Genomic DNA, 26,346 nt, shown 5'->3' with positions numbered 1-26,346 from the left:
TTGTATAAAAAGGTAAATCGGTTTTATCTTAAAAAAGTAAAGCAGTGAATATATCACTGGGTTTATTTCTATAGAGTGAAATAATTATGTGCATGAATAATTGATTTGGATTTATTCAGAATATGTTCTACGGTTTAAAGGGTAGGCCGATAATATTATTTCGCACCAACGCGGATAACGGCGAATGGCTAATTTATTATGATGAAGAGGAGACAGCATGACCATTCATAAGAAAGGGCAAGCGCATTGGGAAGGGGATATCAAACAGGGAAAAGGTACCGTCTCAACGGAAAGTGGTGCATTGCAACAGCAGCCTTACGGCTTCAATACCCGCTTTGAGGGTAAGCCCGGCACAAACCCGGAAGAACTGATTGGTGCGGCGCATGCGGCCTGTTTCTCTATGGCGCTCTCGCTGATGTTAGGTGAAGAAGGACATAAACCTGAGTCGATAGATACCACGGCGGATGTGTCGCTGGATAAAGTCGATGGCGGGTTCGCCATCACCAAAATCGCACTGCACAGTACGGTGAAATTACCGGGTATTGATGAAGCAACGTTTGATAGCATCATCCAAAAAGCGAAAGCGGGCTGCCCGGTATCCAAAGTGCTCAAGGCCGAGATTACGCTGGCCTATCAGTTGAATTAAGTACGAGCAGTTGGACTAAGAACACGCTGCTGAGCCAGGCTGTTCCGATAAAAATTGTGCTGATAAAAAGGCTTACCGGCGTCGTGCTGGTAAGTCTTTTTACATTTGTACAATTAAAAACAACGAAACGATTAAAAATAATTTAACATCTTTACGATAATAACCATAAAATTAGCATTGTCATCGCTGCGTGATACGGGCTATGGCGTAGGACGCAATATAACAAGAGCAATATTGGGCTGGCCGGTTTGTGGTGGTCAGATTCTCTGAGTATGTCGTGCTGTGGAACACAAGCGAGAGTTCAAGATGAATAAAATGACCAAGATCTGTTTTTCTGTGCTGTTGGCCGGTAGTTTGCTGACCCCTGTTTTGGCAAACGCCACCACGTCGGAAGACATGCGTGGTATGCAGAAAAGTTATACCGCCGCCACTAAAGCGGACGATGCCGCTGCGCTGAAAACCGCGCTGAGCACATTCCGTGAGCACGTCGAGCACGCTAAAACGCAGGTGCCGCCTGATTTCGCCAAACAGCCTGCCGATGGCCCAGACAGAAAAGCCTATGTGGAAGGTTTGGATAAGATTTTGCAAAAAGTGGACAGCGCACAGGCTCTGGCGGATGCCGGTAAATTGAGCGAAGCCAAAGCGGTATTAGCTGAAATCAACACGTTGAAAGGCGAATACCACAGTAAATTGAGAGGCTAAGTCGCTTTTCGTTTACCATAAAGCCGCCAGTGGGATCGCATTCACTGGCGGTTTTTTTTATTATAAACGTTATGACAGTCAGGATTGCCAGCTAAGGGGAAACAGGATGACGTCACCATCACACGATGCAACGCATGATGGCAAAGATACACAAAGCAGAATTCTTGAAGCTGCGTTGGAAGTCATACTGGATCACGGCGTGAGAGGGGCAACCTACCGAAAAATAGCGCAGCAGGCCGGATTGTCACCGGGGACGTTAACCTACCGCTACAGCAGTATTGAAGTGCTGTTGAGCAGCGCGTTCATCTATATGGTCGATGGTATCTCACATGCATTCCGCGTCCGCCTCAAGCAGGCAAAGGATATCGGCAGCGCGCGTGAAGCTGTGGTTGACCTGATCTGTGGAGACATCTGGGCAACGCCGCGTCACCTGACGTTAAGTTTTGAACTGTACGCGCTGGCATCGCGGAAAGAAGAGTATCGGCTGATATTGCAGGAGTGGATGACGCGCAGCAGAAAATCGCTTCACCTCCATTTCAGCATTGCAACCGCGTGTTCACTGGATGCAATAATTGAAGGATATACGATCCATAACTATCTCAATAATGAAGCGGTCAGCCGTGAAGACATCCTCAATACGGTAATCAAATTGACCTCCTGACTCCACCTGGCGCGATCTTGTCAGGCATTTCCGATTTAAAAAAGAACCTAATGAAACAGGTGCAAAACGGTGTATATTCGTGCGATAGTTTTTCGTACATATGTACGAATTCATTTAGATAAAGACGACGAGAGCTATGACCACAAAACCCGCTATCAATAAATTTGCACTGTTCGGGCTGATGTTCATTCCCGGTTTTACGTGGGCAACCTGGGTGACCCGAACCCCTGTCATGCGTGACGTTCTGAATGCCTCAACGGAAACGATGGGCATGATTCTGTTTGGTTTTTCATGTGGTTCCATGCTCGGCGTATTGGGGGCAGGTAAAGTCATTAATGTCCTCGGCATCCGTAAAACCATGGCCGGAGGATTCCTGCTGCTGCTTCTTGGGCTGCTTATGCTTGCTGCGTCGCTTTCGATTCAAAGCACGCCCAGCGCCTTTATGGGATTGTTGATTTTCGGCGCGGGAGTCGGTCTGGTTGATATTGCTATCAACATTGAAGGGGCGGCGTTTGAGCAGCATCTGAATAAAAGCCTGATGACCACGCTGCACGGCTTTTTTAGCTTGGGAACGCTGGTCGGTGCGCTGACAGGAATGGCGATGACGGCGTTTGGCATCAATACTACGCTGCATTTTGTTGTGGCCGTAGCACTGTCGATACTTACCGCGATTGTGCTGATGCGCCAAATGCCGTGGCTGAGCGATTTGGCCCGTTCTGAGCAAGAGGAAAAGGGCGACTATAAGACGCAGGTCTTCAACGAACTTAAAGACAGCCGCTTGCTGATTCTCGGTGTGGTTATTCTTGCGATGGCGCTGGCCGAAGGTTCTGCCAATGACTGGTTGCCACTATTGATGATCGATGGTCACAATTTTGGTCACACGTCAGGCACGCTGGTTTATGTCGGCTTCACTGCCGGTATGACGCTAGGGCGTTTTGCAGGCGGGTACTTTGTCGATCGCTTCGGCAAGGTCAATATGCTCCGTTTCAGCGCCGCTTCCGCCGCACTTGGGCTGACGCTGGTCATTTTCTCTAATGCGCCGCTGCTGGCCGCTGCTGCGGTTATCTTCTGGGGTATCGGTGCATCGCTGGGTTTTCCGCTCACTATTTCTGCCGCAGGAAGCGGAGAAAACAGTGCCGTTCGCGTCACGATTGCGGCAACGCTGGGCTACTTTGCTTTCCTCGTCGGCCCACCTGCACTGGGCTTCCTTGGCGAGGTTGCGGGGTTACGCATCGCCATGCTGCCGGTACTTGTCATGGTAATTTTGGCATTTATCTGTTCGTCTTCCGCCCGTGAACGTGCGACCAGAACGGCATCTGACACCCTATCCTGATGTTTCTACGCGGTTCCGTTTCGTGTTATCGGAACCGCGCAATCTGTTCCACGCTATTGATTACGTTGATTATAAGTGATGTGATAAATCACGGCCAGCGAGACTGGCCGTGACTCTGAACTGGGAAAGTGAACACAATGGTAAAGTTAACGGATATGGCTGAGGGGGATTACCCCGAATATCGCCAGTTTTTTATTCTTGAATATGCTCAGGATCTACAAGAATCTCGGGGATATGACGCGGAAAAGGCGAGGGCGATCGCCACGCAATCGATCGATATTGCGCTACCGCAGGGCGTTCACACGAGAGCCAATAAGTTATGGTGCATTCATTCCTCAGATGATGCAGGCGTCATCATTGGTTACTTGTGGGTAGTTCTGAAAGAACACGCAGCCTGGGTCTCTGATTTTTGCCTTCTGCCCGCGTGGCGGGGCCGTGGTTTCGGTAAAGCCTCGCTTGCCGCGATGGACGTCGCGCTCACGGCATTAGGTATTGGCGAAATCGGGCTAAGAGTGGCTGCACATAATCCGGTTGCCAAGATGTTATATGAAAAAAATGGCTTCCAAATCACCGGTTTCAACATGCATAAAAACCTGGAGCCGAACCCTCATCAGACCGCAATTAACCCGATGAAATAGGGCAAGTACACCTCAACGACCACAGGCCCCCAATGCCACTATTTTGTTTACATCTGTGTAACTAAAGTTCAAAAAAAAGACGCCGATAAACAAATAGTAGGAGCTCATTGCAACGGAATGTTGATTACGATAAGTATCAACTCTAGGGGAGCCATAATGGCCAAACAATTAATACAAAAAAAAACAATGAGTACCCGCGCTCAAGTGCTGCTAACTGGCGCATTAACTATCGCACTCGGTTTCGCTGTCACCATAGGGGTGCTCAGCTGGCAGTCTAGTAAGGAACAAAAGTCTCTGGCCGAACGCTATTTGCAGCAGATAGCCCAAAGCGAAGCATTAAGAATTCAACAGGAACTCAACTACGCCCGGGATGTGGCACATAACCTTGGACAAGGACTGGCTGCATTGCCCGCTGCAGGCATTAAAGATCGCGCAGTGGTCGATAAAATGATGGAATATGCCCTAAGGGATAACCCAGAATACCTCTCGATTTCAGTCATTTTTGAAGAGAATGTGTTTGACGGTCGCGACGCCGAGTTTGCCGATCAACCAGGCCAGGCACCTAAAGGCCGCTATGCCTGGTTTGTCGACCGCGATCAGGCTGGCAATTACAAGATGCATCCGCTGCTTTCCTATCTGACGCCCGGCCAAGGCGATTACTACCTGTTGCCGCAAAAGAGCCAGAAAGATACGCTCATCGAACCCTACTCCTATGCTTACAACGGCGTACCTACGCTACTGACGTCAGTCGCCGCACCGATAGTCAGTCAGGGGAAACTGTGGGGCGTCGTTACGTCAGACATCTCCCTTGCGTCATTACAGCAAAAAGTGAACCAGATTAAGCCTTGGGAAGGCGGCGGCTACGCAATGCTGCTATCCAGTGAGAGTAAAGTCATCTCTTATCCGGATAAATCCCAGACGAGCAAAGCCTGGCAAGGGCCGACGGACAACTTCACGTCCTCAGTGGTACAACACGACGATGCCATTTTGGGTGAAGAAGCGCTGATTACCTGGCAACCCATTGCTATCGGCAACAGCACAGATAAATGGCATTTGGCCATTGTTGTCCCTGTGAGCCAAGTGATGGCGGCGTCTGAACGTCAGTTAATGAATGCCGTCATCATGATGGTGATCAGTATCCTGTTGGTGAGCGCGCTGCTGGGCTGGGTATTCAGCCGTAAAGTGCTTAAACCACTGGGTGGCGAACCACGCGAAGCGGCCAACATTGCGCTGGCTGTTGCGGAAGGTCGACTGAGTAATGTGATTGACGTGCAACCCAACGATCGTAACAGCCTGTTCTTCGCGCTGAATACGATGCAGTCACAGCTGCGTCAGGTGGTCGGACAGATCAAAGACGCCAGTGATTCCGTACGACAAGGCGCTGCGGAAATTGCCAGCGGTAACCTCAACCTGGCATCGCGTACGGAGCAGCAGGCTGCTGCGCTGGAGCAAACCGCGGCGAGTATGGAAGAGATCACTGCAACGGTGAAACACAATGCCAACAATGCTCATCAGGCCACGACGCTGACAGAGAATGCCACGAAGATTGCTCAGCGCGGTGAATCGCTGGTCAGTCAGGTGGTTCAGACGATGTCGCAGATTGATGAGAGCGCGAAGAAGATTGGCGATATTACCGCCATGATTAACAGCATCGCTTTCCAGACCAACATTCTGGCGCTGAACGCCGCAGTAGAAGCGGCGCGAGCGGGCGAGCAGGGAAGAGGATTCGCCGTTGTGGCATCGGAAGTTCGCAGTCTGGCACAGCGCAGCGCCAGCGCGGTGAAAGAGATTGCCGCACTGATTGAGGAATCCAGTCAGCGTGTTGAAAGCGGCGTTAAACTGGTGAACGATGCCGGTAAAACCATGCAGGATATGACACACGCCGTCAGCTCGGTACAAAGTATCATCGGTGAGATTGTCACGGCATCGGATGAGCAGGCGAAAGGCATTAGTCAGGTCACGATTGCCGTCAATGAAATGGATGGCGTCACGCAGCAAAACTCCGCACTGGTACAGCAGATGTCGGCTGCAGCCAGTTCGCTGGAAGATCAGTCCATGTCGTTAGCGCAGGCGATAGAGCATTTTCGTTTGGAACAGCAGCACGTGTCACCTCGTGCGCTCTTAAAATAAAAAGTGACACTGTCACCCGGCAGCCGAAAGGTTGCCGGGTAATATTCTGATATCCTTCTGCGATTCTTACTCACATTCCCCCCTCAATTTTCCTCACTATCACGTATGGCATTCACCACTAGTTGTATCGAACCTTTAATTAAGGCAGATTAAATCATCCTGATATTGTTAAGAATAAATAATCATGAACCTGAATTACCCCTGTCTGAGAGCTTTCATGGAGATTGTCCGTAGCGGCAGCTTTGAAATTGCGGCTCGTAAACTCCACGTCACGCCGTCTGCCATCAGCCAGCGTATCAAACAGTTAGAAGATCAGCTTGGTCAGGTACTGATCGTAAGGGGCAATCCGTGTCGAGCAACGCTGACGGGGCAAGCGTTACTTCGACACGCAGAACAGATAGATATGTTGGAGAGTGAGCTTTTCAGCACGCTTGAAATGCCGGCCAGACAGAGTCTTTCAGTGGCGGTGAATGCGGATTCAATAGACGGATGGTTTCTGGATGCGATGGACGATGCCTGTCACCGATCCAGTATTTTGCTCGATATCCTCGTCGAGGATCAGGAGCACTCGGCAACCTTGCTGCGTGAAGGTCGCGTCATGGCAGCGGTCAGCGCTAGCCCGGAACCGATTCAAGGCTGTGGCGTAGAATATTTAGGAACGATGCGTTACCGCGCGTATTGCTCACAGATTTTTCACGAGACGTACTTTGCGGATGGCATCAATGCGGACAGTTTGCAAAAAGCGCCGCTCCTGATATTTAACAATAAGGACAGATTACAGTCCTTATTTATAGCATCGCTGGTTCCGGCAACCATTGAACCACCGCAGCAATTCGTTCCTTCAACGGCAGCTTTTGTCGGCGCCATTCTCAGAGGGCTAGGGTGGGGGATGATCCCAGAACATATGGCATCATCTCATACGGAAAAAGGCGAATTAGTGCCGTTTCAAGCCGGAAATCCTATCGATATTCGTCTGTACTGGCACCGTTGGAATATCCGTTCTGCATCGCTGGAAGCATTAAGCCAGAGCGTGCGAACTGCGGCTGTTCGGCATCTTTTTCGGTAAATAGTGTCAAGCCAGGGATACAGCAATCATTGACGTAAATGCTAGCGGCGGCCCCGTAGGTTTGTACTGGCTGACCATTCATATGTTGCTGAGGAATCAGGTTTAAACTTATTTTTCTTCTTATCAGCCTTCACCTGTTTTGCTACGGTTTCACGTTCCTTCATAAGCTTATCGATGTAATCATCTTTAATGTGATTACTCTCAGAGTTGGTCAGCGTGCGGCCCTGTTTTTTTCGCGCCTGATCGAGTAGCGTCTTAAGCTGACGTTGTTCACTTTCGGTCATGTCTTTCTGAGTCAGTCTTTGCATGGGTATGAACCTGATAAGCGGGCTGGAAAGTACATTGTAGAGGAAAACGCTCTGAGGCCCAGATAAATCTACCGCGAGCCTTCCTGATTTCTTGATAATTGGCACACAATTTATTTATTCAGACACAGTAGAAAAACACATAGTAGGGAGAAACCATGTCACCAGAATCGGCCGTAGCGGCACAGTTTAAGGCTTATAACGAACATGATATCGATGCATTTGTGTCATGTTTTGCACCTGATTTCAAAGCGTACCGTATGCCAGCAGAAACGCCGTCGATGGTAGGAAAAGAAGCGCTGAGAGAGTTTTACGTGAATAACCGATTCAACAACCCAAAACTGAGAGCGGAATTGGTATCTCGTACCGTGTTAGGCAACAAGGTATTTGACCATGAATTGATACATGGACTTGCGGCAGAACCTATAGAAAGTGTTGCCGTCTTTGAGATAGATAACGGCCTTATTAATACAGCTTGGTTTTTCTTTTCTTAGTAAACAATGGATGAGCTCAGAACTCATGATTTCAGAGAGACAAAAGTTACAGTCGCTGATTGTACATTATGAAAGACAACTTCATTGCCAGGCAACGCGCAGCAAGAAGACCATCACTGATCAGCTGCTGCACCGCGACTTTTTTGAAATTGGCCGTTCTGGGATGCGATACGACAAACAGCAGGTTATCGACGCACTAATTTCTGAAACGGTTGAACAACAAATACAGGCCGATAACTTCGAGTTATCAGTGGTGGATGAAAAAAGTGTGTTGCTGACATACATGAGTTACAAGGCAGACGAGAATAACATCGTCAGTAAAACATGGCGGACATCGCTATGGATTAAAAATGCTGACAGCCCAAATCCCGATGCCTGGCAAATGCGGTTTCATCAGGGAACACCAACAGCAAACTAAGGATCCATGGCTGACATGAAGCATTTTACTTATGGGGATTTGCTCAGCAAAGCTGCCAGTTCCCGCGAGCATCTCCGTTGGTTCGCATAATGTATATTATGTTAAATTTAGTCTGCCATCCCTTTAGTTCATAACCACCTGCAGACTACGATCAATCATACACTTACCCTACACTTCATCTTCTCCTTGCTACGCATTATGTTTGCCGGTTATTTTCTTTATACACATATTACTTGTGAGGATAAATGCCGCATGTTCGCACTCGCACAGTTCAATATCAACCAACGGCAGCGCCTATGGGTACTGATGGATACTCATACATGCCTGCCGCTTTTGTACCCGCTACAATATCTTGTGGACCACCTGGCTTTGCGTACAGCAGCTACCCAATCCGCTTCACTTCAAGCGATCAAGTTTTTCTATGAATTCTGGTACCAGAAATATGGCGTGACGTTTTGCTTCAGTTTCAATTCCTCGGACCACAATCCATTAATCGCCATTGAAGAACTGACAGCCTTTTTTCATTATCTGGAAAATGGGCATTCATGTGCACCAATCTTAGCTATCGGCTCTATACAGAACACGTCTTCACGCCGCACAAACGTTGGATATGTACATGCGGTTATTCGCTTTATGAGATATCTGATTAATACGTATGTCTCGCCGAGGTATGTTGATGGCTCGCCTATAGAACTCACACGGCTTGCCACACAGTTAACTAGTCGGTTATCGATACATAAAGAAGAATTCCGCACTCTTGCTCATTCTCGTCAGATGAACAACAAAATTACCCATCAGCGCTTTCGAAGTCTAACGACTGATATGATCATAGCTTTTTACCAAATCATTACACCCGATTCAGCTTCAAAGAAAAACCCACTTAATCCCTTCCCTGCTGGTGAAATACAATTACGTAACTTTCTGATTTGCAGATTACTTTTAAATTATGGATTACGTGTCAGTGAATTACTGCTTTTGGAGTGTCATTCTATTAAACCCAATCTCCGAGGGGATCAGTTCAGCCTAATTGTGACAACTGTGGATGAAGACATACCAGACCCACGAAAAAGATTGCCTTCATTAAAGAATATCTATGCAAACCGGGTGCTGGCGTTAGATAAACTGGACTACCACTTTCTAAGTCTTTATACCCGTAAAGTTCGCCATCGAACCTCGCATAGTTTCCTGTTCACTTCGACTCAGGGACAACATCCGCCGCTGTCATACCACACTATTTATGACATTTTTTCCAAGATAGATGACACATTTAGCGTACAGCATCCTGAATATAAATCAGATAAATGCTTTGATGCCATTGAAAGCATCTCGCCTCATATAACACGACATACATGGGCCTATTTGACACTTCAACGCATTTATGGTGAAAAACTTAAAAAGATTAATGTCAACTCACGTTTGGCGGCAATAGATTTTTCTAGCGCTGGATTGATGAATGAGGCCAAGGATGAGTTACGACTGCTTGGCGGCTGGAGTTACAATAGCCATATGCCTGATATTTATGCCAAAAGATTTCTATCGCAGCAGGCTAATACGGCCAATCTTCATCGAATTGCGATGGATAACGAGGCCCTGAGAGCAACCTTTTCAAATGTATGCGACGAATGGAGTGTATATGAGTCGAATTAATAGACAGCTAAATGAGCCGAGGAGTAGCATTTACGCATCTGTATTTGTTGAGCGTGTTTTAAATGTTAATATACCAGCTAGCATTTATCTCAAGTCGGCAGATTTTTTCGATGATAAGTATATCAACTCAACAAGTGATAGTTGGGTTTTCGATTATTCAGGTAGCCGCTGCTATGCCCACTATCGTCAGGATAAAATCAGCAACCAATTAATCAAATATATTTGTTTCCGTTATGCGTCAGCCAAGTGTCCAGCCCAGGTTCCTGGAGTTCTCCATGCATGGTCTTTGGCAACGGAACATTGCATAACCAAATCTTCTTTCACGTTTGCAGTGTTGAAAGATTACCTTGAAACACAGGAAATAGAACCACGATATTTTTACTATATCATTTTCGGCTTAAAAATCCTCTGCGCTGAAGCATTCCCCGGCTTCACCCTCGACGATTACGAAGAGATCGAATTCATTCCACGCCCACATTCCAATGACTGGGGCATCTATCAGGAAGTTGACAATGTCCTCGATCCACTCGAAAAAAACATGATCAGCGCAGGACTGTTTGAAATGGCCACAGCGATTCGGGTAGGTTTGTTTAAAGTCCCACCATGGTCCTTCCTTTCCACTGGCAATCAGTTTTTCGATGGTTTCGTTCATAGTCCCCTCTATCCGATATGGCGTGCGTTTGCTTGTACCAAGTATTCCTTCAGTCTACTTAAATTGGTAGTGTGAAATGGCTCTTCTGGCATTCGATGCCAGGGCAGCCAGTTGATTACTTAATAAGTATCGTTGTCAGCAGTTAAACGGCAGTTCCTCTTCTCGTAAAACTACTGGCGCCTTGTCTGCCCGGTACTGGAGCCAAGTTTTCAGGTCTATTTGCGAGCCGTTACGGCCAGCTAAATCAAAATATCCCCTGTTAGCAAAACGGCGATATATAAGTTCTTCACCTGTTATGGACAGGTAGGCGTTCAACGCCGAACGATGAATGAAAAGTCCGCTTTGTCTTACACCTTTATGATGGAAGGCGATAAGTTTGCCAGAACGATCAACCCAACCGCTTTGACAATCCCATAAAAGTTCGAGTTTTTGAATGATTCCCTGGCATGGCGCAATAAGGTTATCCTGGCGCTCGGGCGTGGTATATGAGTAGTCATATTCCCATTCGCTTCCGCGTAGTAAACTGACTTCTGTAAAATTAAATGCTTCACTATCTTCCTCATTATTAAGAAGTTGTTTGTACACTGGGCTGTCAGGATATTCAGCAAGATAACCGCGATAACAGCTATTCCCCTGATTATATTGGAAAATATCGCGCGCACTTTTCTGTTTAAAGTTCTGGATGCTTTCATTTATGAGTGCGCTTGAATAATAAGCACGCACTGCCAGGTAAGGTGAATTCCAGCTATTTTCATTCGGCGCTTTATCCTCGTCCCAATAGCTGTGTGAAAGCGCTACCCACTGTTCCCCTTCCTTGTCAGTTCGAATCAGACAAGCTTCATAAGGTGACAAATCATCGGTCCGAACCCAACCTTTGATATCTGAATTGCGGTCAGGAAATGCATAATTTGTTTCTTCCATCAGTACTGGATAGACACTTTCTGCGGTGATGTCGCGTACATCGGTCAGGTCGACTTTACGGACGTCGACTGACCATAGATGATCACTTGTAGGTTCGTAGTCGGAATATGGGTCTTCCAGTGCGGGAACATTACTGGCCAGAATGCCCAGTAGTCGATGTAAGGCGATCCAGTAATATTTTTTACCGAGTCGGTCAGCATACCCTTTTCTACCCCGTCCCGAGCCATACTGACTCCCGATATGGCGATCATAATTGAGCGCGCAGTGGTTATAACCGGGATATCCTAAATTAAGTGCTTCTCGCATTAACCAACAGGCAATGTTTTCATGGCTGATATTGGCGCTCTCCAAGTCAAAGCCGGAAATCTTCGATTCCACCTGATAACGCCAGAAATCCGGGGCCATGGACTCTCCCCAGAGCACCATGTTTGATGGTAAATGTTCCAGATCTAGGAGGGGTTTGACATCCGCCAGTACAGGCCATCGTGATGGTAATGATACGTTTGTCTGGTAATGCTGTAATTGGCTTGTTACGGCTGTGGGAAATTCTCCTGTTTTCAACAAGTTTACTAATAGCTGAACCGTATCCCGGAGCAGAATATTCTCGCTTTCGGACGCAATGCTTAATAGACCAGGGAGCGCTGGCATAAACGCATTTCTACGTTGGCGTGACAATAAGCATGCACTGTAGATAGCAAGGCTAATACGCTCTAATACGTAATCATCATCACAATATGCAAATTCACTGATTACTGTTTGGCAGTTTTCCGGGTAGCTTGCCAGGATTCTGCTTAGCCCTTTTGAGGATAAATCCCTGATTCGGCGGTCAGCACACGAAGTGAGCCAGGCAAGTGTTAGACTGGCCAGCCTCCGGCTTTCAGCAGGCCAATGGGTTATGTCAGCAAATAGTGCTGCATGGATGAGTGAATAGACAGCAGTCTTGTTATCAAATGATCCCAGCGCAGCTAAAGACAAGTAGGTGTCACGTTCAGCTAAGGATGACTGCCGTAAAAATGGCCCCAGCCAGTTAGTTGCGTTTAGACGATGGTCAGGAACCAGACTAAGTGAAAACAGCGCTTCATAAACCGACTCCCATAATCCAGGTGTATGCAGTGCTGCATGGATGTGTTCTTCAATTTCTTCCACTACACTTTGTCGGGAGCGCCAAACCAATGACTGGATGAACAGCTTATGGGCTTGTTCGGATGGTAATCCTACTTCTTCAGCAGTAATTTCAAGAGCAGTTTTCTCTGGCAGCACGGCGGCAAGAGCTTCCAGCAATCCAGCATCTTCTTCTGTTAACGCTGCAATTTTCTCCGCTAGTTTTGCTGTATCCGAATCAAGAGCTTCCACAAGGCTGATAGCACGGAGTATGTCACCGTAGCGTTGATAACCCAGACGGATCAGGAAGGTATCCTCATCTACAACAGAAAGGATAATGAGGCCTTCATGCGCCAATGCATTTAAAAAGGATTCAGGTGTGGTCTCAGTTCCCACTATTTTGCTCAGTGCTTCGCAACAGGTTTCCCAGGTTCGGTTCTGCGGCAACTCATGTGTCAGGGTATTCGCGAGTGCCATCATTGCAGCCCTTACCAGATTGCCAGGGTTTGCGTAGTGGAGGCGTTCTCGAATTAAAACATCGCAATGTTTGAGATGTCCTTGAAACAGAGAGGTAAAACCCGGCAAAGAAATATCCAGACTGTCACGGCCTTCGCTCTTTAGCGTTTTACAGGCCAAGTGTAAAAATAAAGGATTACTGAGTTCGGGTGAAAAAAGTGGTGTAATCTCTGCATCCAGCCCATAGTATGCTGCGAAAGCTTGTACCGCTTCGAATTGATGTCCTGAAAAACCGATGTGTTCGAAAGCAAACCCTGGAAAGCGTGAATCGACCACAAGATTGCGATAGGTATCTCGGGTTGAAACGCAGATTTTGATGTCTGGATAAGACTTGCATTGAGCGAGCAATTCGGGAAGCTTGTCCTTCCAGCGAACTTCTCGCGGGCTTTCGTTCAAGGCATCGATATAAATGACAAAAGGTAAGCCAGTATGTTCGGCGCAGGCCTGTATGCATTCAAATAATGTCGAACGATCGATGGCGGCACCCAGCCCTATTTTACTGCGTAGCACTTCCCAAGGCTCTGCTTTGCCAAAGTCGTCTCCAAAGACGACCAGGGAAAAACCACCATGTTCCAGTCGACGCAATGCTGCGCTGACAATCGCGTGGGTTTTGCCGATACCCGCTGGCCCAACCAGCAGTAAGGAATGTGCTGTTGCGGCACCAATGACCTGAGAAGTCAGCAAATTTTGCAGTTGCTGCGCCTGCTCTTCCCATTTTCTCGCCGCATCCATATCTCCGGCAGGAAATGCACACATATACTCTGCGTGGAACTGTCGGAACGATTCTGTATCACTATGCTTGCCATGCTTTTCATAAAATTTATCTTCTTGAGCATGGCGGGCATCAGCGAAAAGTGTCAATAGGGATGACAGAGCGACGCAAAGATCTGTAACCGATGTGGCCGTGACATTGTTATCTCTCATGCTCTCACAGTAGGCAATTATTTCTTCAATCAATGCCGTGGCGGATGTAGCACGGGTTTCGCCGAGTATATCCAGCGATTTGCGTCCGTATCCATTCAGTGAATGGAACTCTCGAACGATTGGTGTTAATGATGTTTCGTACCACTCGCAAAAGTCACCACTCCCACCAAAGAAATCCAGGCCGACATGAGCATTCGTCACCACATCCAGCATTGAAGTATATCTTGGCCCGGCAAAAGCAATGGCGTCATCCAGACATTGTTGAATTTGAGCTGCTGTCAGCAACGTGTCATCAAACCAATACCTGCGCATCCCTCCGTAAGGGTCTATCTCAAGTAATTGATTGCAGATAACAGCAGCGGTACAAAGGACAATAGAAAGCGACTTCCCTTTCGCTGACGCTTCCGATTCGACTTTACTTTTCCATTCTTCAAAGCGTTCCGCCTGGCTTTTTCCTCGCTTTCCCGCAGCAACACGCCCGGTCAGGTCAAACGGTATATAAATCCAGTATTCGGTTAGTGTGGGATGGTTGCTTAGCGCGGCTTTAAGGGAACTATCAATCTGTGTAAGCTCTGCGGAAGCAAGCTGGAAAAAGTATTTTGCCTGAACACCGAATACGGCACCGTCCGGTGAGCGGAAATATGCCTCAACGCCACCGTCTCCACCATCTCCACGCAGACTAATAAATGTTGAATTTGTCGGTACTCGACAGGTTTTCCTAAATAACTGTACGGCGAGTGCTTCAAAGCTATCGTTACGGCTTTTGGGGGCGCTGCGAATTAAACTGAAATCAATATTCATCACCAGTCCTTGTTCCTGTCAATAATGCGGCAAAAGCAGTCACATATTATACCCATTAAAAATGTATTGGTATTTAAGCGAGGTAAGATGTTCGCTATTATCAGGCTTGATAGCCCGTAGCCACTTGTAGAGGCTGTGCGCAGAAACGCCAAGACGGTCGGATACTTCGGCAACGGAATAACCGCGTTCCGTTATCTGACGGACGGCTTCTTCCTTAAATTCAGGGGTAAATCGTGGTGTGCCCATATGCTCCTCCTATGCTCAAACTATAGGGCAGGATCGTCTACCGGGGCGGGGTCAGTCCACATTTAATCAAATCATGATGTTGTATGCAATTTGCCTGCAATCAGGTTCCGTTCACATTGAGGGGTGCCTCTCAAATATGTAGACGATGGCAACGCTTCTCAAGGGGCTCTTATTCGTCCCCATGGTCGCTTCGTAAGCAAACCTCGTAGATAGCCTTTCCCGAAACCAGTATCAGCATGTTGCCACCAGATAACGATAAGACCGACAAACATCACCTTTTTTCTGTTAGTTCATGAAGTCATCTATGCAGCCAATAGGCCTGTTAACTTAAATAATAATTAAAAACAATATGATACTGATATTTTTTTCATGAACTGAATTCTCGCGCAACATAAGTTAAATGAAAGCTCTGGTTAGGTATTTTGCCCCGCTTACCCGTTCCCTGCTGTGTTGTTCTCGTCAATGATCGTTAATTATCAAGGAACCTGATACGGACTTACTGAAATCTGGCGTAAACTCCGGCAACATTTCAATTCTCCTCGCGAGGCATGCTCACCCTGCATTGCACAGCTGTCCTCTTAGATTGCTGCAACGTGGATAATCACGCTGATGGTGAACACTCGCATCATTTTCAATACAGCGCGCCCGCGATGAGCCTCGGACGCGCTTAGCTTTTTAGTTTGTCGCAGCGGATGCTTTATTGATCGCATCCTGCAGCGCTTCCTCCATGGCTACAATGGGTAGCTATGATTTGAATAGCGCTGAAGAAATTATCATCTAAATTTGAATTTTATAAGGGAGAATACCGGATTCCGGGTATCTCCGTATTCGACAGTTTCAAAGTGCTTAATGAAATACTTGGCTTCAACAGAGTCATCATGGGGTGAAACCTTATCATTAATATAGGGGTAGAGCGAAACACCGGCATTATGAGCAAGGGCCACGTAATTTATAAAAATATCCTCTTTAGCAAATCCACTGGCCTGTGCAGAAGTTTCAAATAATTCGGCATTAAGATACTCTCTTACTCTTTCTCTTGCTTCAGGTTTGAGCCTTGACTCACTTCTCGGTAATGAAAGCATTTCATCAATATCTGCCCAGCTAATAGGAACATCAAAAAAATCACCTCCGTCCTCTGTTACTGGCGTATCCACATAAAAATACGTTTTCTCCTTTTCAGGAGGGTCAACTTCATAACGATGATAAGTTGGAAGTGTGCGGATTCTGTTAGCCTTATTGTGATGGCGAGCGTTCCTAATGACCAGAACAGATAGCAACTCATGTGTTAGATACCAATCAGGTGGCAATTGAAGTGCCAGCATCTGATCATAAAAGCTGTGAAATGCATTCAATTGGGTGTTAATTCCAGACTCAAGATTTCCAATAGCTTCGGCTCGGTCTATATTTAAGAGCCTTTTATAATTCCAGTCAGCTTCAATCATTATACGAAATGACTGGGCAAGCGTTTCGAAAGAGTGTGTAAGCATTGAAAAACCTCTTTAGACTAAGTATCGGAATACTATGTTTTATGTTAATTATTATAGAATTCTAGATTGCATCAATATGATTGATGGCTCCCTAAAATCCTATGGATGGATAAGATCAATAGTGTCCTTTTATAGTTAGGCTTCATAAGTATAATTCATCTTCATCCGAAAGCATTCTGGAATAATTACGAGAAATAAATTTTGCTGACCTCTCAATTTCAGGGAAGAGAATGCTTTCATAAATTCCTAAACGCTCAAGTTGCACCCTAATTTGCTCTTTGTGTTCAGCAGCGATGAAGATCCTGCCTGTTGGAAGTACTTCTTCAGTTGATTTCACCGTGTTAACTTGCGAACCATAGAGCATAAATGCGCCAGACTGTGCAATAATTCTTTTATTACTCAGTTTCGGTTTCACATAAATGGGTTTGAGTAAGTCTTGAGGGTTCATTAACTTTCTGAAGTGAGGTTTTTCCATACCTATATGATAGTAAAGCTCATCCAGCACATCTTTGTTAAAACCATGAATATTTTTTTCGTTCGCACTCTTTTCTAGGAATGTCTCACAATCAGTGCTATTAAGCGCCAAACTAAATAACATTTCTTTGCTTTTACCACTCAGGTTAGCCACGTTCGCCATACAACTTACGCGGTCGCTGTCATAGTAACGCTGCCTTGATTCAGGGACAAAATAAGCTGTAACCGTCCCTCCCTGCGGACCTTTAACTATAGATTTGCTATTATCGGTAAAAACGTAATCCTCTGTAGCAAACCACAATGCGACAAGCGGGTTTAGAGTGATGTCCATGAGTCTTGTTGGCAGACCAAAATGTTGCATACGCACCAGACGATCAAACATTGTTTTGTCTGACTCAAATTCAGAGGGGTGAATTGAAACTATATCTCTAATCGCCCTGTTCTCATTTTCATACATTTGTCCTTCTCCACGGAATATCTTAGGCTTCGCAATCCATCCATAGAAAGCTTGCCCCCGGAAAGCTGTAGGAAACTTTCCTCCGTGTGTCCAGCCATTGACGTATTCAACAAAATCTATGACAGACTCAATTGCTTCTTCAGGTTGTTTCCTGTAACGCATTTTATTCTGTTTCCTCATTAAGTCCGAACAGATTTATCAGCCGTTTTTTTTGCCAGAAATTCGGTATCAACATTAGTGAAGTCTGGCAATGAACTCATCAGGTCTTTAATGGTGTGTACGACCTCCCAAGCATCATAATGAATGGTTAGCCAGGACGAAGCGGTTGCCTCGTCCTGTTTTACTTTCTCGCCCCTTCTCTTTTCATCATTCTTATCCCTGCGGAGAAAGCGGTATTCTTCCGCATGCGTAAACGAATACCTAAATTTTATAATTTCCTGATTTAATCATTCAGTTAATACAGGAAAAGTCACAATCGATTATGATCTGTTTTAGGTTATTATTTCGATTCCGCACCTCTTCGGTCTTTCTAAGAAAGGTTACTATCCCAGCAAAATAGTCAAATTCTTCAGGCATACCTGTTTTATATTGTATAAAAAAGCCATCAGTTTGAAGATTATGGTCGCATTCGTCATATCCTGCCACGCCCGAGTGCTCAAGAGAACTAACTATGTCTCTTAGTTTTCTTATGTCTATATCATCAATTGATCTTTCTATTACCGTTCTAGGGGCGAGGCAATATTCTATCCACTTAGATTTATACTCATTCATAGTCCATTCCATTACCCTGTAAATAAACCAACGTTGATCATTAGAAAATTTACTTAATCTTTCTTTTAAGCTTATCAGTTGATCCCTTATGTCATCTACTGAGCAATTTATATGCTCATCTGTTACAACTATATCATTTGCATTTAAAAAGAAACCAATGATCGATGACGGATCAACTGATGAGCGTAACGTTGGCTCAAGCATGCTCCTGTTATTATTAGGAAAATATACGCTAAAGTTCGATTCACAGTAAGCATATACTTCATTAAAACGCCCGTCTTCTAGATCGCATATCTCTTTAGCGAGATCTGATAAATTATTTACTTCTATATCAAATGGCTTTCGTGAAAAAGAAATCTTAGGGTCATTAGATATGATGAGAAACGATATTTTACTGAACGATTGTTGCAAATTGTGTTTAATAAACATATCGATTGTTTTTTCAAACTTTGCTTTTGAACCGTCAGATGTTACCTGTATGGCCGATCCTGTTGCGTAATCTCCTAAATCAATAGCAGGATGGTTATGCTTTATTGTATTGAGATTTACCAGTGAGAGACCCAGTATCTTATTCAACAGGCCAGTCAACACTGTTTCCATCACTTTATTTATATCGAGCTTGGACTGCTGGCTGTTGAAGGTAATATTTGTACTGAGTAGTGAAAATACATAGGTTATGTCATATTCCCTACGCTGGCGATCAAGCATTGTCTTTTCCCATTTAATGTAATTTTACTTGAGTGCGAACATGAACTGTTTTTTACAGCATACCCTGAGTGTCCGTCTGCGTTAAACATTTTTATTCTGTCTCTGCCCTTACCTCCTTATCGTTCACATGTCTGAATGTGCGGATCTTCTGTTATTCTTCCACACGCCCTTCACTTTCACTCTAGTTGCAACATGTAGTGCCTTATTAGGTGATATATACCACTATATGTTGTGTTTGACGAGATTCTACATACCCGAAAGCCGCTGAGTACAGCATCAATTAGCGCGGTATTTACCTCTGCGATACAGAAACTTCCGCAAAACGGCACTGATACCAAATAATTATTTTTCTTGACCACTTCTGATTTTACTTGGTTTGAAGCAGATGCTTGGAATTTTCAATCTTATATAATTATGTTTATATAAGTACAGGTAAGGGACTGACAAATTCATTTGTCAGTTAGCTGGCTACTACGGACTGAACTTATCACCCTTCTGGCAAAACAAGTCAGCCTGGATTAGTACGATGAAAACAGCCATACGATTCTTTGCTCTCTTCCTCCACATGAATTCCGGTTTCGGTTAAATTAAGAGCAAAATTTTATAGTGGTGTTAAGCATGAGATCTAAGGCTACATACGATTTAGGTAACCCAGCCCGCGGTAAGGACGCTACCGCCATCAGAGACTTCAGCCCTGATTAAGTATTGATGTATCCAAATGTTACCAAAATTCATTAATTGTTCAAGAAGACAATCAGATAATCCCTAAAGCTTGATGGGCCTGGCTATGCGATTACGTTGGGAAATGGTTCATGAACAGAAGTAGAGCAAGCTGCCAAGAAATGCTCATAATTCCTGTTAGTTCATGAAGTTACCTGGAAGTGAATTCATCTTTCTATTAAAAATATTCATTTAAAGCAAAGAGATATGTCATCTGTGGTTTATGAACTGGATTCTCGCTCAATATAAGTTAAATATCCTACTGCGACAAACAACTTCATATCTCACGAGCCATTTCTAACAAATCAATATGACGAGCTCACGCTTTATCGCTGGTTTTAAAGCTTTTTTTCAATAACATCTTTGATGTGCACGGCACTCCAGACTCAGATCGGCAAACATCTGTTTCAGCCGTCGGTTTTCGTCTTCCAGATCTTTCATCTTTTTGATATCAGACGCTTCCATACCACCAAATTTGGCTTTCCAGTTGTAGTTCGAGGCCTCGGATATCCCCGCTTCGAGACAAACGTCTTTGACGGTACGTCCGGCTTCAACGGACTTCAACACGGCGATGATCTGGTGCTCGGTAAATCGGGCTTTGCACATAGCGATCTCCTCAATGGAGACATAATCAGTATGTCGGAAGATCTCTAAAAGTGAATGGTTCGGTTTACCGGGATACTTACACCACAGGCTATAGCAGTTTTGGTTCGGGTATGCTGAATTATTTTACTGCCCCCTTGAAGGATCACCTTAATTAAGGCTAAACTGATAGAATAAAATTTGGTTTCAGTCGTCTTATACGCTCTGTTACTCCGGTACGAAAAAACAACTCAAAGTGCCAGCTAATAATCCTATGTCGCATTTTTTAAGTTTAAAAAAATTAGTCATTTCATTAAAAAGAGCAAAAAATGCCCTTCACGATTATCTTGTTAAGATAAACGATGATTTGTACGAAATAGAAAGTAAATTCAATAACTATTGGTGGGTTTCAGATGATTACACAGACCTACATTTTCATGTAATAGCAATAGAAGATAGGCGTTTTTTCTATCACTATGGCGTTGATATTATATCGATAGTGAGAAATTTAATAAAAATGGCTACTTTTAGAGACCATGGAGGAGCCAGTACAATAGAGATGCAACTCGTAAGAACAATAACGAAATATAAAGATAGAACTTTATCTAGAAAAATTAAAGAAATACTTCTAGCTATAGCTATCAATAGAAGATATTCAAAGTTACGTATATTAAATTGCTATCTTAATTATGCTTATTTTGGAGCCTATATGAATGGTGTTCACGAGTCAATGAGCTACATGTTTCATAAATATAATGTTGCAGACCTAACAATATTTGAAAGTTCCATGATAGCAGCCATGCTTCAACAACCAAGACCTAAAAACCCATCAGTAAAAAGAGATTTACTCCTTATAAATAGAGCGATTCACACTCAAAGAAGATCGATTAAAATTAAAGAGTCTTTTTACAAGAGTAAGATTACTAGCGATTGGTAAGTTATATTGAGTGAGAGGTTCTGTTTTATCTAGTGTCTTATCCCATGATGCATCAGCCATCTCCGATATAACTCTAGAATAAAATGACGACTTATTACCAATTTGATGAATTGATTTTTTTATTTCAAAAATAACAACTGGATCTACATACTTCTTCTCAATGTTCTTAACAAATAAATTATGTATTCTTACAAATTCATTATGTATGTCAGACTCGATTTCGGTGGAAAGGTCTACAATGTCATACATGTTGAGTGAACTATATATTGAATGAATTTTACTGTTCCATTCTGATACAGACTTCCGATAATGCTCTCTCGTAGAATCACTCACTCCGCCAGACGAGATTCCTTCACAATAAATTTTAACTGCATATAATCGATAATTAACTAAATCACTTAAATCCTTTGCTATTGTTTTTATAAATGAAGCTCTCTTGTCCAATCGATCTAGCTTTAATTTATTTTTAGCCAATTTATTCTGAAATGCATAGGTGACTCCAGCAGTAATTACAACTGTAAAAAACCACCACGATATATTTAGATTGGTTACCTTTACTTCTTCCACTTTATTGAAGTTACTAAATTCATGCTCATTTGAAATGAAAAAATATTTATATATAAAAAAAGAAAATATGAAAAACAAAATCATTAAATAATATTTTAATATCTTTTTTTTATTTAATACTTTCACCGCTCTCCCCCCTCATTTAGTACTATTGCGTGCTTGTTTAAACAACGTTTTTGATAATCCTAATTCCATCGCTCTCAAAAGTATCAGTCCTGACCTGTAACGAAAAGGATTCCATACTGATTTTCCTCCTCAAGGGCAGAACGGTCAACTCATCCTGTTCCTCACATGACAGAATCCCGTTTTATTTGTACCAAGATTGCTGGCCGTCCCGCTTTCTTGTAACCTTCCCTTGCTACAAGCCGAATCCTGAACATAAAAACCTGAAACTACTGGACGTTACATGACAGCTCATACTTCTAAAGATCCTTTGCATGGCGTCACGCTTGAAATGCAAGTCAATGCACTGGTTGCCCGTTTTGGCTGGGTTGAGTTGGGTAAACGGATCAACATCAATTGCTTTAAAAGCGATCCAAGCGTTAAATCCAGTTTAAAGTTTCTGCGTCGGACGCCCTGGGCGCGTGCGGAAGTTGAAGCACTGTACCTTGATTCTCTGGACGGTTCCGCTCCCGTAAAACCAGATGATAGCGCTGTTGATCCCTGGGCTAATAGTCGCAGAAATAAGAGCTAACCAACGTGAAAAAGCCAGTCGTATTGATTGCCGCTGCGCTTCTACTTGTCAGTTGCGCGTCTAAACCTCCGAGTTCGCTTGTCACTCCACTTCCTCCTGTTAAACAGCCGCTTCCAGGGAAATCTCAGCAGAATAAGGAACCCATGCGCGGTGTTTGGCTGGCGACCGTTTCCCGTTTGGATTGGCCGCCGGTGGCATCCGTTAATGCCAGTAGTCCTGCTATACGTATCACTCAGCAGCAGGAAGCGCTGACAGGTAAGCTGGATAAATTGAAAAGTCTCGGCATCAATACCGTATTTTTTCAGGTTAAGCCTGATGGTACCGCGCTCTGGCCTTCTAAAATATTGCCCTGGTCAGATATGTTAACGGGCAAGATTGGTGAGGATCCGGGCTACGATCCGCTACAGTTCATGCTGGATGAGGCGCACAAACGCGGTATGAAAGTCCATGCCTGGTTTAATCCCTATCGCGTCTCCGTTAACACTAAATCGTCAACCGTGACAGAGCTAAATCGCACCTTGTCGCAAAATCCGGCCAGCGTATTTGTGTTGCATCGTGACTGGATCCGCACCGCCGGCGATCGCTTTGTACTGGACCCGGGTATTCCGGAAGCGCGAAACTGGATCACCAGTATCGTGGCCGAAGTCGTTGCGCGTTACCCTATTGACGGCGTGCAGTTCGATGATTACTTCTATGCCGAATCATCCGGCTCGATGCTTAACGATAGTGAAACCTTTAAAAATCAGGGGCAGGGATTTGGCTCAAAGGCGGACTGGCGGCGGCACAATACACAGCTGTTGATTGAGCAGGTGTCACGCACTATCAAGCAGTTGAAACCCGAGGTTGAATTTGGCGTCAGCCCAGCAGGCGTATGGCGCAACCGGTCACACGATGCGGCAGGTTCCGACACGCGAGGCGCGGCCGCCTACGATGAAGCTTATGCCGATACCCGCCTGTGGGTGCAACAAGGGCTGCTGGATTACATTGCCCCGCAGATCTACTGGCCTTTCGCACGTGACGCAGCGCGTTACGATGTCTTGGCAAAATGGTGGGCGGATGTGGTGAAGCCCACAAACACACGCCTTTATATTGGCGTCGCGCTGTATAAAGTGGGGGAACCTTCAAAGAATGAGCCTGACTGGACGATAAATGGCGGCGTGCCGGAGCTGAAAAAGCAGCTCGACTTGAACGAGTCTATGCCGCAAATCAACGGGACGATTCTGTTCAGAGAGAACTATCTCAATCAACCACAGACCCAGGAAGCGGTTAATTACCTCAGAAACCGTTGGAATCCAATTTAACGGACTGCAGAGGCTTCAAAACCTCTGCTCTTTCCTTTGGGTGCTGATTCACGCTTGAATCAAGCGCTTAAATAATAATTGCTGAATATCTTGTCGGTGAGCAAGAAGAGCATGGACGGTAACCAGATTATTTTCGATTGAATAGAGGACTCTGTATCCTCCCGAAGCATTATATTCTCTGTATTTCCCACACCCAATTTTCAACAGCTCTGGGCAGATCTGACAGCTCAAAGGAAACTGCCGGATTTTACTCTCAAATTGATCCAGAATTTCATGGATCACCGGGCCGGGTTCTACGTCAACACGACGGAGATGGCTGACAATATCACTGATACAGACTCTGACCGTTGAGGTGTATTCTATCGTTACTCTCGGTTCTTCCATTTAGCGTCCCTTCCTGATGACATCGTCAGTTCAGAATTCCAGCCTATCCAGCAATTGCTCTCTGCTGAATACTTTCCCTTCAGACTTGTCTTTCTCAGACAGCGTCAGAAGCTTCAGCAATGCAATGGCATTTTCCCGTTCCTGTTGTTGATCGTAGGATTCAATAACGTAGGCAGGAACGCCATTCTGAGTAACCAGAATGGGTTCAGCGAGGTCAAGCGTGGCTGCATTTTTCTTTATATAGCTAATCGTCTCGATCTTCATGATGCTTCCCTCCCGACATCTATTTCAGTCTTAATTTAGTCTTTATATAGACTGAAAGCAATGTGTAAAGCATCATCACGCCTTTCTCTTGTGGTTTTCTCTCTGAACGCTATAGCTAAACGTGCTGTTTTCCCCTCTTATTACCGCTTTTTCGGTTCAAGAATTCTGCGGTCGGCGGATTTTTTTTGCTTATTTAATAAGCATGTAAAATAGCCATGGCATCATGATTCGTAGAAATACAATCAACCACTTGATTTTTATGTGAAAAAATAAAAGTTTCGAAACGAAATAAATCATTGAGTCGGTGACTGAAAAAACCTATATTGGCCGCGTTTTTCTTATAGTCGTTATGTGTTTAATTCATTTATTCAACTGTGGTTGCCTGCGAGCCCACGGTTGTAGGAGAGATATGATGACGGATAAAGTCCGTATTGACAGTTTAGGTGCGAATTCATTAAACGGAAACAATGAAACCTATTTGGCAAGACAAGCTGAATTTGAATCGAACGTGAGGAGTTATCCACGCAAATTGCCTCTGGCAATTGCGAAAGCCGAAGGCGTGTGGATCACCGATGTTGAGAATAATCAATATCTTGATTGTCTGGCCGGAGCGGGAACGCTGGCGCTTGGACATAACCATCCTGACGTGCTGCAAAGCATCCAACGTGTCATTACTAGCGGCTTGCCGTTACATACCCTTGATCTGACAACGCCGTTGAAAGATCAGTTCTCCGAGTATCTGCTTTCCTTACTGCCTGGTCAGGGCAAAGAGTACTGCCTCCAGTTTACAGGCCCTTCTGGTGCCGATGCTGTTGAAGCTGCGCTGAAGCTGGCAAAAAAATACACCGGTCGTGCTGGTGTGATCAGCTTTTCCGGTGGCTACCACGGCATGACGCATGGCGCGCTGTCGGTAACGGGTAACCTGTCGCCGAAAGAAGCGGTCGACGGCATGATGCCTGAAGTCCAGTTTATGCCTTATCCGCATCAGTACCGCTGCCCGCTGGGTATTGGCGGTGAAGCTGGCGTTAAAGCATTGACCTACTACTTTGAAAACCTGATCAACGACGTTGAGAGTGGCGTACGCAAACCGGCGGCGGTTATTCTGGAAGCCGTTCAGGGCGAAGGCGGCGTTAACCCGGCACCTGTCGAGTGGCTGCAGCGCATCCGTAAAGTGACGCAGGAACACGGTATTCTGCTGATCATCGACGAAGTTCAGGCTGGTTTTGCACGTACGGGTAAATTCTTCGCCTTTGAACACGCAGGCATTGAGCCAGATATCATCGTGATGTCTAAAGCAGTAGGTGGCGGCCTGCCATTAGCTGTACTGGGTATCAAGAAGCAGTTCGATGCCTGGTCACCGGGCCACCATACCGGTACCTTCCGTGGTAACCAACTGGCGATGGCAACTGGCCTGACGACGCTGAAGCACCTCAAAGACAATCTGGTTGCAAACAAAGTCGCTGAGCAAGGTGAATGGTTGAAAGCCAAACTGGCTGAACTGCAAAAACGTTATCCGGTGATCGGCCATGTTCGCGGTCTGGGATTAATGATCGGGATTGAGATTGTTAAGCCTGACGAAGCGCAGGATCACATGGGTTGCTACCCGGCTGACGGCGAGCTGTCTGCCCTGTTGCAGAAAAAATGCTTTGAAACGGGCTTGATTCTGGAGCGCGGTGGCCGTCATGGTTGCGTTCTGCGTCTGCTGCCTTCCCTGCTGATCAGCAATGCTGAATTGGAAATCTTCCTGGATAAATTTGAAAACGCCCTGCTGTCTGCTGGCGTGAAGCCAGTCTGAGTGG

The 26,346-nt window shown here is 45.2% G+C and carries 22 protein-coding genes and 3 pseudogenes; 15 read left to right on the top strand and 10 right to left on the bottom strand.

Annotated features, from left to right (window positions below; genetic code table 11):
• Positions 1-217: 217 nt before the first annotated feature.
• The 7 genes from H4F65_RS02940 to H4F65_RS02910 all read left to right on the top strand — a co-directional run bounded on the left by H4F65_RS02940 (position 218) and on the right by H4F65_RS02910 (position 7,176).
• Complete coding sequence (locus H4F65_RS02940; RefSeq protein ID WP_010275011.1) at positions 218-646, top strand: OsmC family protein; 429 nt, start codon at positions 218-220, stop codon at positions 644-646.
• Between the two features lie 306 nt (positions 647-952).
• Positions 953-1,348 carry a cytochrome b562 gene (locus H4F65_RS02935; RefSeq protein WP_010275013.1) on the top strand — a complete coding sequence of 132 codons (396 nt, stop codon included), beginning with the start codon at positions 953-955 and terminating at the stop codon, positions 1,346-1,348.
• A 106-nt stretch (positions 1,349-1,454) separates the two neighbouring features.
• Entirely contained in the window at positions 1,455-2,009 is a 555-nt protein-coding gene (locus H4F65_RS02930; protein WP_010275016.1) for a TetR/AcrR family transcriptional regulator, read from the top strand.
• A gap of 136 nt (positions 2,010-2,145) precedes the next feature.
• Complete coding sequence (locus H4F65_RS02925; RefSeq protein WP_010275020.1) at positions 2,146-3,342, top strand: MFS transporter; 1,197 nt, start codon at positions 2,146-2,148, stop codon at positions 3,340-3,342.
• Between the two features lie 137 nt (positions 3,343-3,479).
• Entirely contained in the window at positions 3,480-3,980 is a 501-nt protein-coding gene (locus H4F65_RS02920; protein ID WP_010275024.1) for a GNAT family N-acetyltransferase, read from the top strand.
• Between the two features lie 156 nt (positions 3,981-4,136).
• Entirely contained in the window at positions 4,137-6,110 is a 1,974-nt protein-coding gene (locus tag H4F65_RS02915) for a methyl-accepting chemotaxis protein (RefSeq protein ID WP_010275026.1), read from the top strand.
• Positions 6,111-6,294: 184 nt separating this feature from the next.
• Positions 6,295-7,176 carry an HTH-type transcriptional regulator ArgP gene (locus H4F65_RS02910; protein ID WP_010275029.1) on the top strand — a complete coding sequence of 294 codons (882 nt, stop codon included), beginning with the start codon at positions 6,295-6,297 and terminating at the stop codon, positions 7,174-7,176.
• A gap of 41 nt (positions 7,177-7,217) precedes the next feature.
• Here the strand turns inward: H4F65_RS02910 and H4F65_RS02905 are convergent, their stop codons facing one another.
• Positions 7,218-7,484, bottom strand: coding sequence for a YjbD family protein (locus tag H4F65_RS02905; RefSeq protein WP_010275031.1), 267 nt, complete (start codon positions 7,482-7,484; stop codon positions 7,218-7,220).
• 155 nt (positions 7,485-7,639) lie between these two features.
• Here H4F65_RS02905 and H4F65_RS02900 point away from each other — a divergent pair, with 155 nt between their 5' ends.
• From H4F65_RS02900 to H4F65_RS02885, 4 genes and pseudogenes are all read left to right on the top strand, one after another.
• Complete coding sequence (locus H4F65_RS02900; RefSeq protein ID WP_010275035.1) at positions 7,640-7,975, top strand: nuclear transport factor 2 family protein; 336 nt, start codon at positions 7,640-7,642, stop codon at positions 7,973-7,975.
• Between the two features lie 10 nt (positions 7,976-7,985).
• A complete protein-coding gene (locus H4F65_RS02895; RefSeq protein ID WP_236146230.1) occupies positions 7,986-8,393 on the top strand; it encodes a nuclear transport factor 2 family protein in 408 nt (135 codons plus the stop codon).
• Between the two features lie 252 nt (positions 8,394-8,645).
• Positions 8,646-10,040, top strand: coding sequence for a site-specific integrase (locus tag H4F65_RS02890; RefSeq protein WP_010275043.1), 1,395 nt, complete (start codon positions 8,646-8,648; stop codon positions 10,038-10,040).
• Positions 10,027-10,626, top strand: a pseudogene (locus tag H4F65_RS02885) (site-specific integrase); the annotation flags it as partial. The gene H4F65_RS02890 and the pseudogene H4F65_RS02885, both read left to right, overlap by 14 nt.
• A 201-nt stretch (positions 10,627-10,827) precedes the next feature.
• On the opposite strand, the gene H4F65_RS02880 reads toward H4F65_RS02885, so the two are convergent.
• The 6 genes and pseudogenes from H4F65_RS02880 to H4F65_RS02855 all read right to left on the bottom strand — a co-directional run.
• The gene (locus H4F65_RS02880; RefSeq protein WP_010275047.1) at positions 10,828-14,955 is read right to left on the bottom strand and encodes an NACHT domain-containing protein; all 4,128 of its coding nucleotides are present in this window, start codon (positions 14,953-14,955) and stop codon (positions 10,828-10,830) included.
• Positions 14,956-15,045: 90 nt separating this feature from the next.
• Positions 15,046-15,201: pseudogene (locus tag H4F65_RS02875) on the bottom strand (transposase); the annotation flags it as partial.
• A 773-nt stretch (positions 15,202-15,974) separates the two neighbouring features.
• The gene (locus H4F65_RS02870) at positions 15,975-16,688 is read right to left on the bottom strand and encodes a hypothetical protein (RefSeq protein WP_010275052.1); all 714 of its coding nucleotides are present in this window, start codon (positions 16,686-16,688) and stop codon (positions 15,975-15,977) included.
• A gap of 142 nt (positions 16,689-16,830) precedes the next feature.
• Complete coding sequence (locus tag H4F65_RS02865; RefSeq protein WP_010275054.1) at positions 16,831-17,781, bottom strand: FRG domain-containing protein; 951 nt, start codon at positions 17,779-17,781, stop codon at positions 16,831-16,833.
• A gap of 288 nt (positions 17,782-18,069) precedes the next feature.
• Positions 18,070-19,098: an SMEK domain-containing protein gene (locus tag H4F65_RS02860; RefSeq protein WP_010275061.1), complete on the bottom strand. Its 1,029-nt coding sequence runs from the start codon at positions 19,096-19,098 to the stop codon at positions 18,070-18,072.
• 1,032 nt (positions 19,099-20,130) lie between these two features.
• A pseudogene (locus tag H4F65_RS02855) lies at positions 20,131-20,424 on the bottom strand (transposase); the annotation flags it as partial.
• Between the two features lie 232 nt (positions 20,425-20,656).
• On the opposite strand from H4F65_RS02855, the gene H4F65_RS02850 reads away from it, so the two are divergent.
• Positions 20,657-21,337 carry a transglycosylase domain-containing protein gene (locus tag H4F65_RS02850; protein WP_146235394.1) on the top strand — a complete coding sequence of 227 codons (681 nt, stop codon included), beginning with the start codon at positions 20,657-20,659 and terminating at the stop codon, positions 21,335-21,337.
• On the opposite strand, the gene H4F65_RS02845 is transcribed toward H4F65_RS02850, so the two are convergent.
• On the bottom strand, positions 21,245-22,030 hold the full coding sequence (locus tag H4F65_RS02845) for a hypothetical protein (protein WP_039319548.1): 786 nt from the start codon (positions 22,028-22,030) through the stop codon (positions 21,245-21,247). The two genes, H4F65_RS02850 and H4F65_RS02845, sit on opposite strands and share 93 nt — an antisense overlap.
• A gap of 280 nt (positions 22,031-22,310) precedes the next feature.
• Between H4F65_RS02845 and H4F65_RS02840 the strand changes: the two genes are divergently transcribed.
• Positions 22,311-22,598 (top strand): VF530 family protein, encoded by a 288-nt coding sequence (locus tag H4F65_RS02840; RefSeq protein ID WP_010275074.1) that lies wholly within the window; start codon positions 22,311-22,313, stop codon positions 22,596-22,598.
• Positions 22,599-22,603: 5 nt separating this feature from the next.
• Complete coding sequence (locus H4F65_RS02835) at positions 22,604-23,899, top strand: glycoside hydrolase family 10-like protein (RefSeq protein WP_039315001.1); 1,296 nt, start codon at positions 22,604-22,606, stop codon at positions 23,897-23,899.
• Positions 23,900-23,947: 48 nt separating this feature from the next.
• Here the strand turns inward: H4F65_RS02835 and H4F65_RS02830 are convergent, their stop codons facing one another.
• Both H4F65_RS02830 and H4F65_RS02825 read right to left on the bottom strand, forming a co-directional pair.
• Positions 23,948-24,283, bottom strand: coding sequence for a type II toxin-antitoxin system RelE/ParE family toxin (locus H4F65_RS02830; RefSeq protein ID WP_010275079.1), 336 nt, complete (start codon positions 24,281-24,283; stop codon positions 23,948-23,950).
• Positions 24,284-24,313: 30 nt separating this feature from the next.
• Entirely contained in the window at positions 24,314-24,547 is a 234-nt protein-coding gene (locus H4F65_RS02825; RefSeq protein WP_010275082.1) for a type II toxin-antitoxin system Phd/YefM family antitoxin, read from the bottom strand.
• A gap of 409 nt (positions 24,548-24,956) precedes the next feature.
• Between H4F65_RS02825 and H4F65_RS02820 the strand changes: the two genes are divergently transcribed.
• Complete coding sequence (locus tag H4F65_RS02820; RefSeq protein WP_085996913.1) at positions 24,957-26,342, top strand: diaminobutyrate--2-oxoglutarate transaminase; 1,386 nt, start codon at positions 24,957-24,959, stop codon at positions 26,340-26,342.
• Positions 26,343-26,346: the final 4 nt, after the last annotated feature.

It is taken from the genome of Pectobacterium brasiliense (assembly GCF_016950255.1).
Classification (GTDB): domain Bacteria; phylum Pseudomonadota; class Gammaproteobacteria; order Enterobacterales; family Enterobacteriaceae; genus Pectobacterium; species Pectobacterium brasiliense.
This window is presented reverse-complemented; position numbering and strand designations above follow the sequence as displayed.

What these genes read in the sequence shown, in the direction of transcription:
- H4F65_RS02910 (WP_010275029.1), top strand. Translation starts at nt 6,295, where the DNA reads ATGAACCTGAATTACCCCTGTCTGAGAGCTTTCATGGAGATTGTCCGT.
- H4F65_RS02940 (WP_010275011.1), top strand. Translation starts at nt 218, where the DNA reads ATGACCATTCATAAGAAAGGGCAAGCGCATTGGGAAGGGGATATCAAA.
- H4F65_RS02880 (WP_010275047.1), bottom strand. Translation starts at nt 14,955, where the DNA reads ATGAATATTGATTTCAGTTTAATTCGCAGCGCCCCCAAAAGCCGTAAC.
- H4F65_RS02820 (WP_085996913.1), top strand. Translation starts at nt 24,957, where the DNA reads ATGATGACGGATAAAGTCCGTATTGACAGTTTAGGTGCGAATTCATTA.
- H4F65_RS02830 (WP_010275079.1), bottom strand. Translation starts at nt 24,283, where the DNA reads ATGGAAGAACCGAGAGTAACGATAGAATACACCTCAACGGTCAGAGTC.
- H4F65_RS02825 (WP_010275082.1), bottom strand. Translation starts at nt 24,547, where the DNA reads ATGAAGATCGAGACGATTAGCTATATAAAGAAAAATGCAGCCACGCTT.
- H4F65_RS02895 (WP_236146230.1), top strand. Translation starts at nt 7,986, where the DNA reads ATGAGCTCAGAACTCATGATTTCAGAGAGACAAAAGTTACAGTCGCTG.
- H4F65_RS02900 (WP_010275035.1), top strand. Translation starts at nt 7,640, where the DNA reads ATGTCACCAGAATCGGCCGTAGCGGCACAGTTTAAGGCTTATAACGAA.
- H4F65_RS02890 (WP_010275043.1), top strand. Translation starts at nt 8,646, where the DNA reads ATGTTCGCACTCGCACAGTTCAATATCAACCAACGGCAGCGCCTATGG.
- H4F65_RS02925 (WP_010275020.1), top strand. Translation starts at nt 2,146, where the DNA reads ATGACCACAAAACCCGCTATCAATAAATTTGCACTGTTCGGGCTGATG.
- H4F65_RS02915 (WP_010275026.1), top strand. Translation starts at nt 4,137, where the DNA reads ATGGCCAAACAATTAATACAAAAAAAAACAATGAGTACCCGCGCTCAA.
- H4F65_RS02865 (WP_010275054.1), bottom strand. Translation starts at nt 17,781, where the DNA reads ATGCGTTACAGGAAACAACCTGAAGAAGCAATTGAGTCTGTCATAGAT.
- H4F65_RS02920 (WP_010275024.1), top strand. Translation starts at nt 3,480, where the DNA reads ATGGTAAAGTTAACGGATATGGCTGAGGGGGATTACCCCGAATATCGC.
- H4F65_RS02905 (WP_010275031.1), bottom strand. Translation starts at nt 7,484, where the DNA reads ATGCAAAGACTGACTCAGAAAGACATGACCGAAAGTGAACAACGTCAG.
- H4F65_RS02930 (WP_010275016.1), top strand. Translation starts at nt 1,455, where the DNA reads ATGACGTCACCATCACACGATGCAACGCATGATGGCAAAGATACACAA.
- H4F65_RS02860 (WP_010275061.1), bottom strand. Translation starts at nt 19,098, where the DNA reads ATGCTTGATCGCCAGCGTAGGGAATATGACATAACCTATGTATTTTCA.
- H4F65_RS02935 (WP_010275013.1), top strand. Translation starts at nt 953, where the DNA reads ATGAATAAAATGACCAAGATCTGTTTTTCTGTGCTGTTGGCCGGTAGT.
- H4F65_RS02870 (WP_010275052.1), bottom strand. Translation starts at nt 16,688, where the DNA reads ATGCTTACACACTCTTTCGAAACGCTTGCCCAGTCATTTCGTATAATG.
- H4F65_RS02840 (WP_010275074.1), top strand. Translation starts at nt 22,311, where the DNA reads ATGACAGCTCATACTTCTAAAGATCCTTTGCATGGCGTCACGCTTGAA.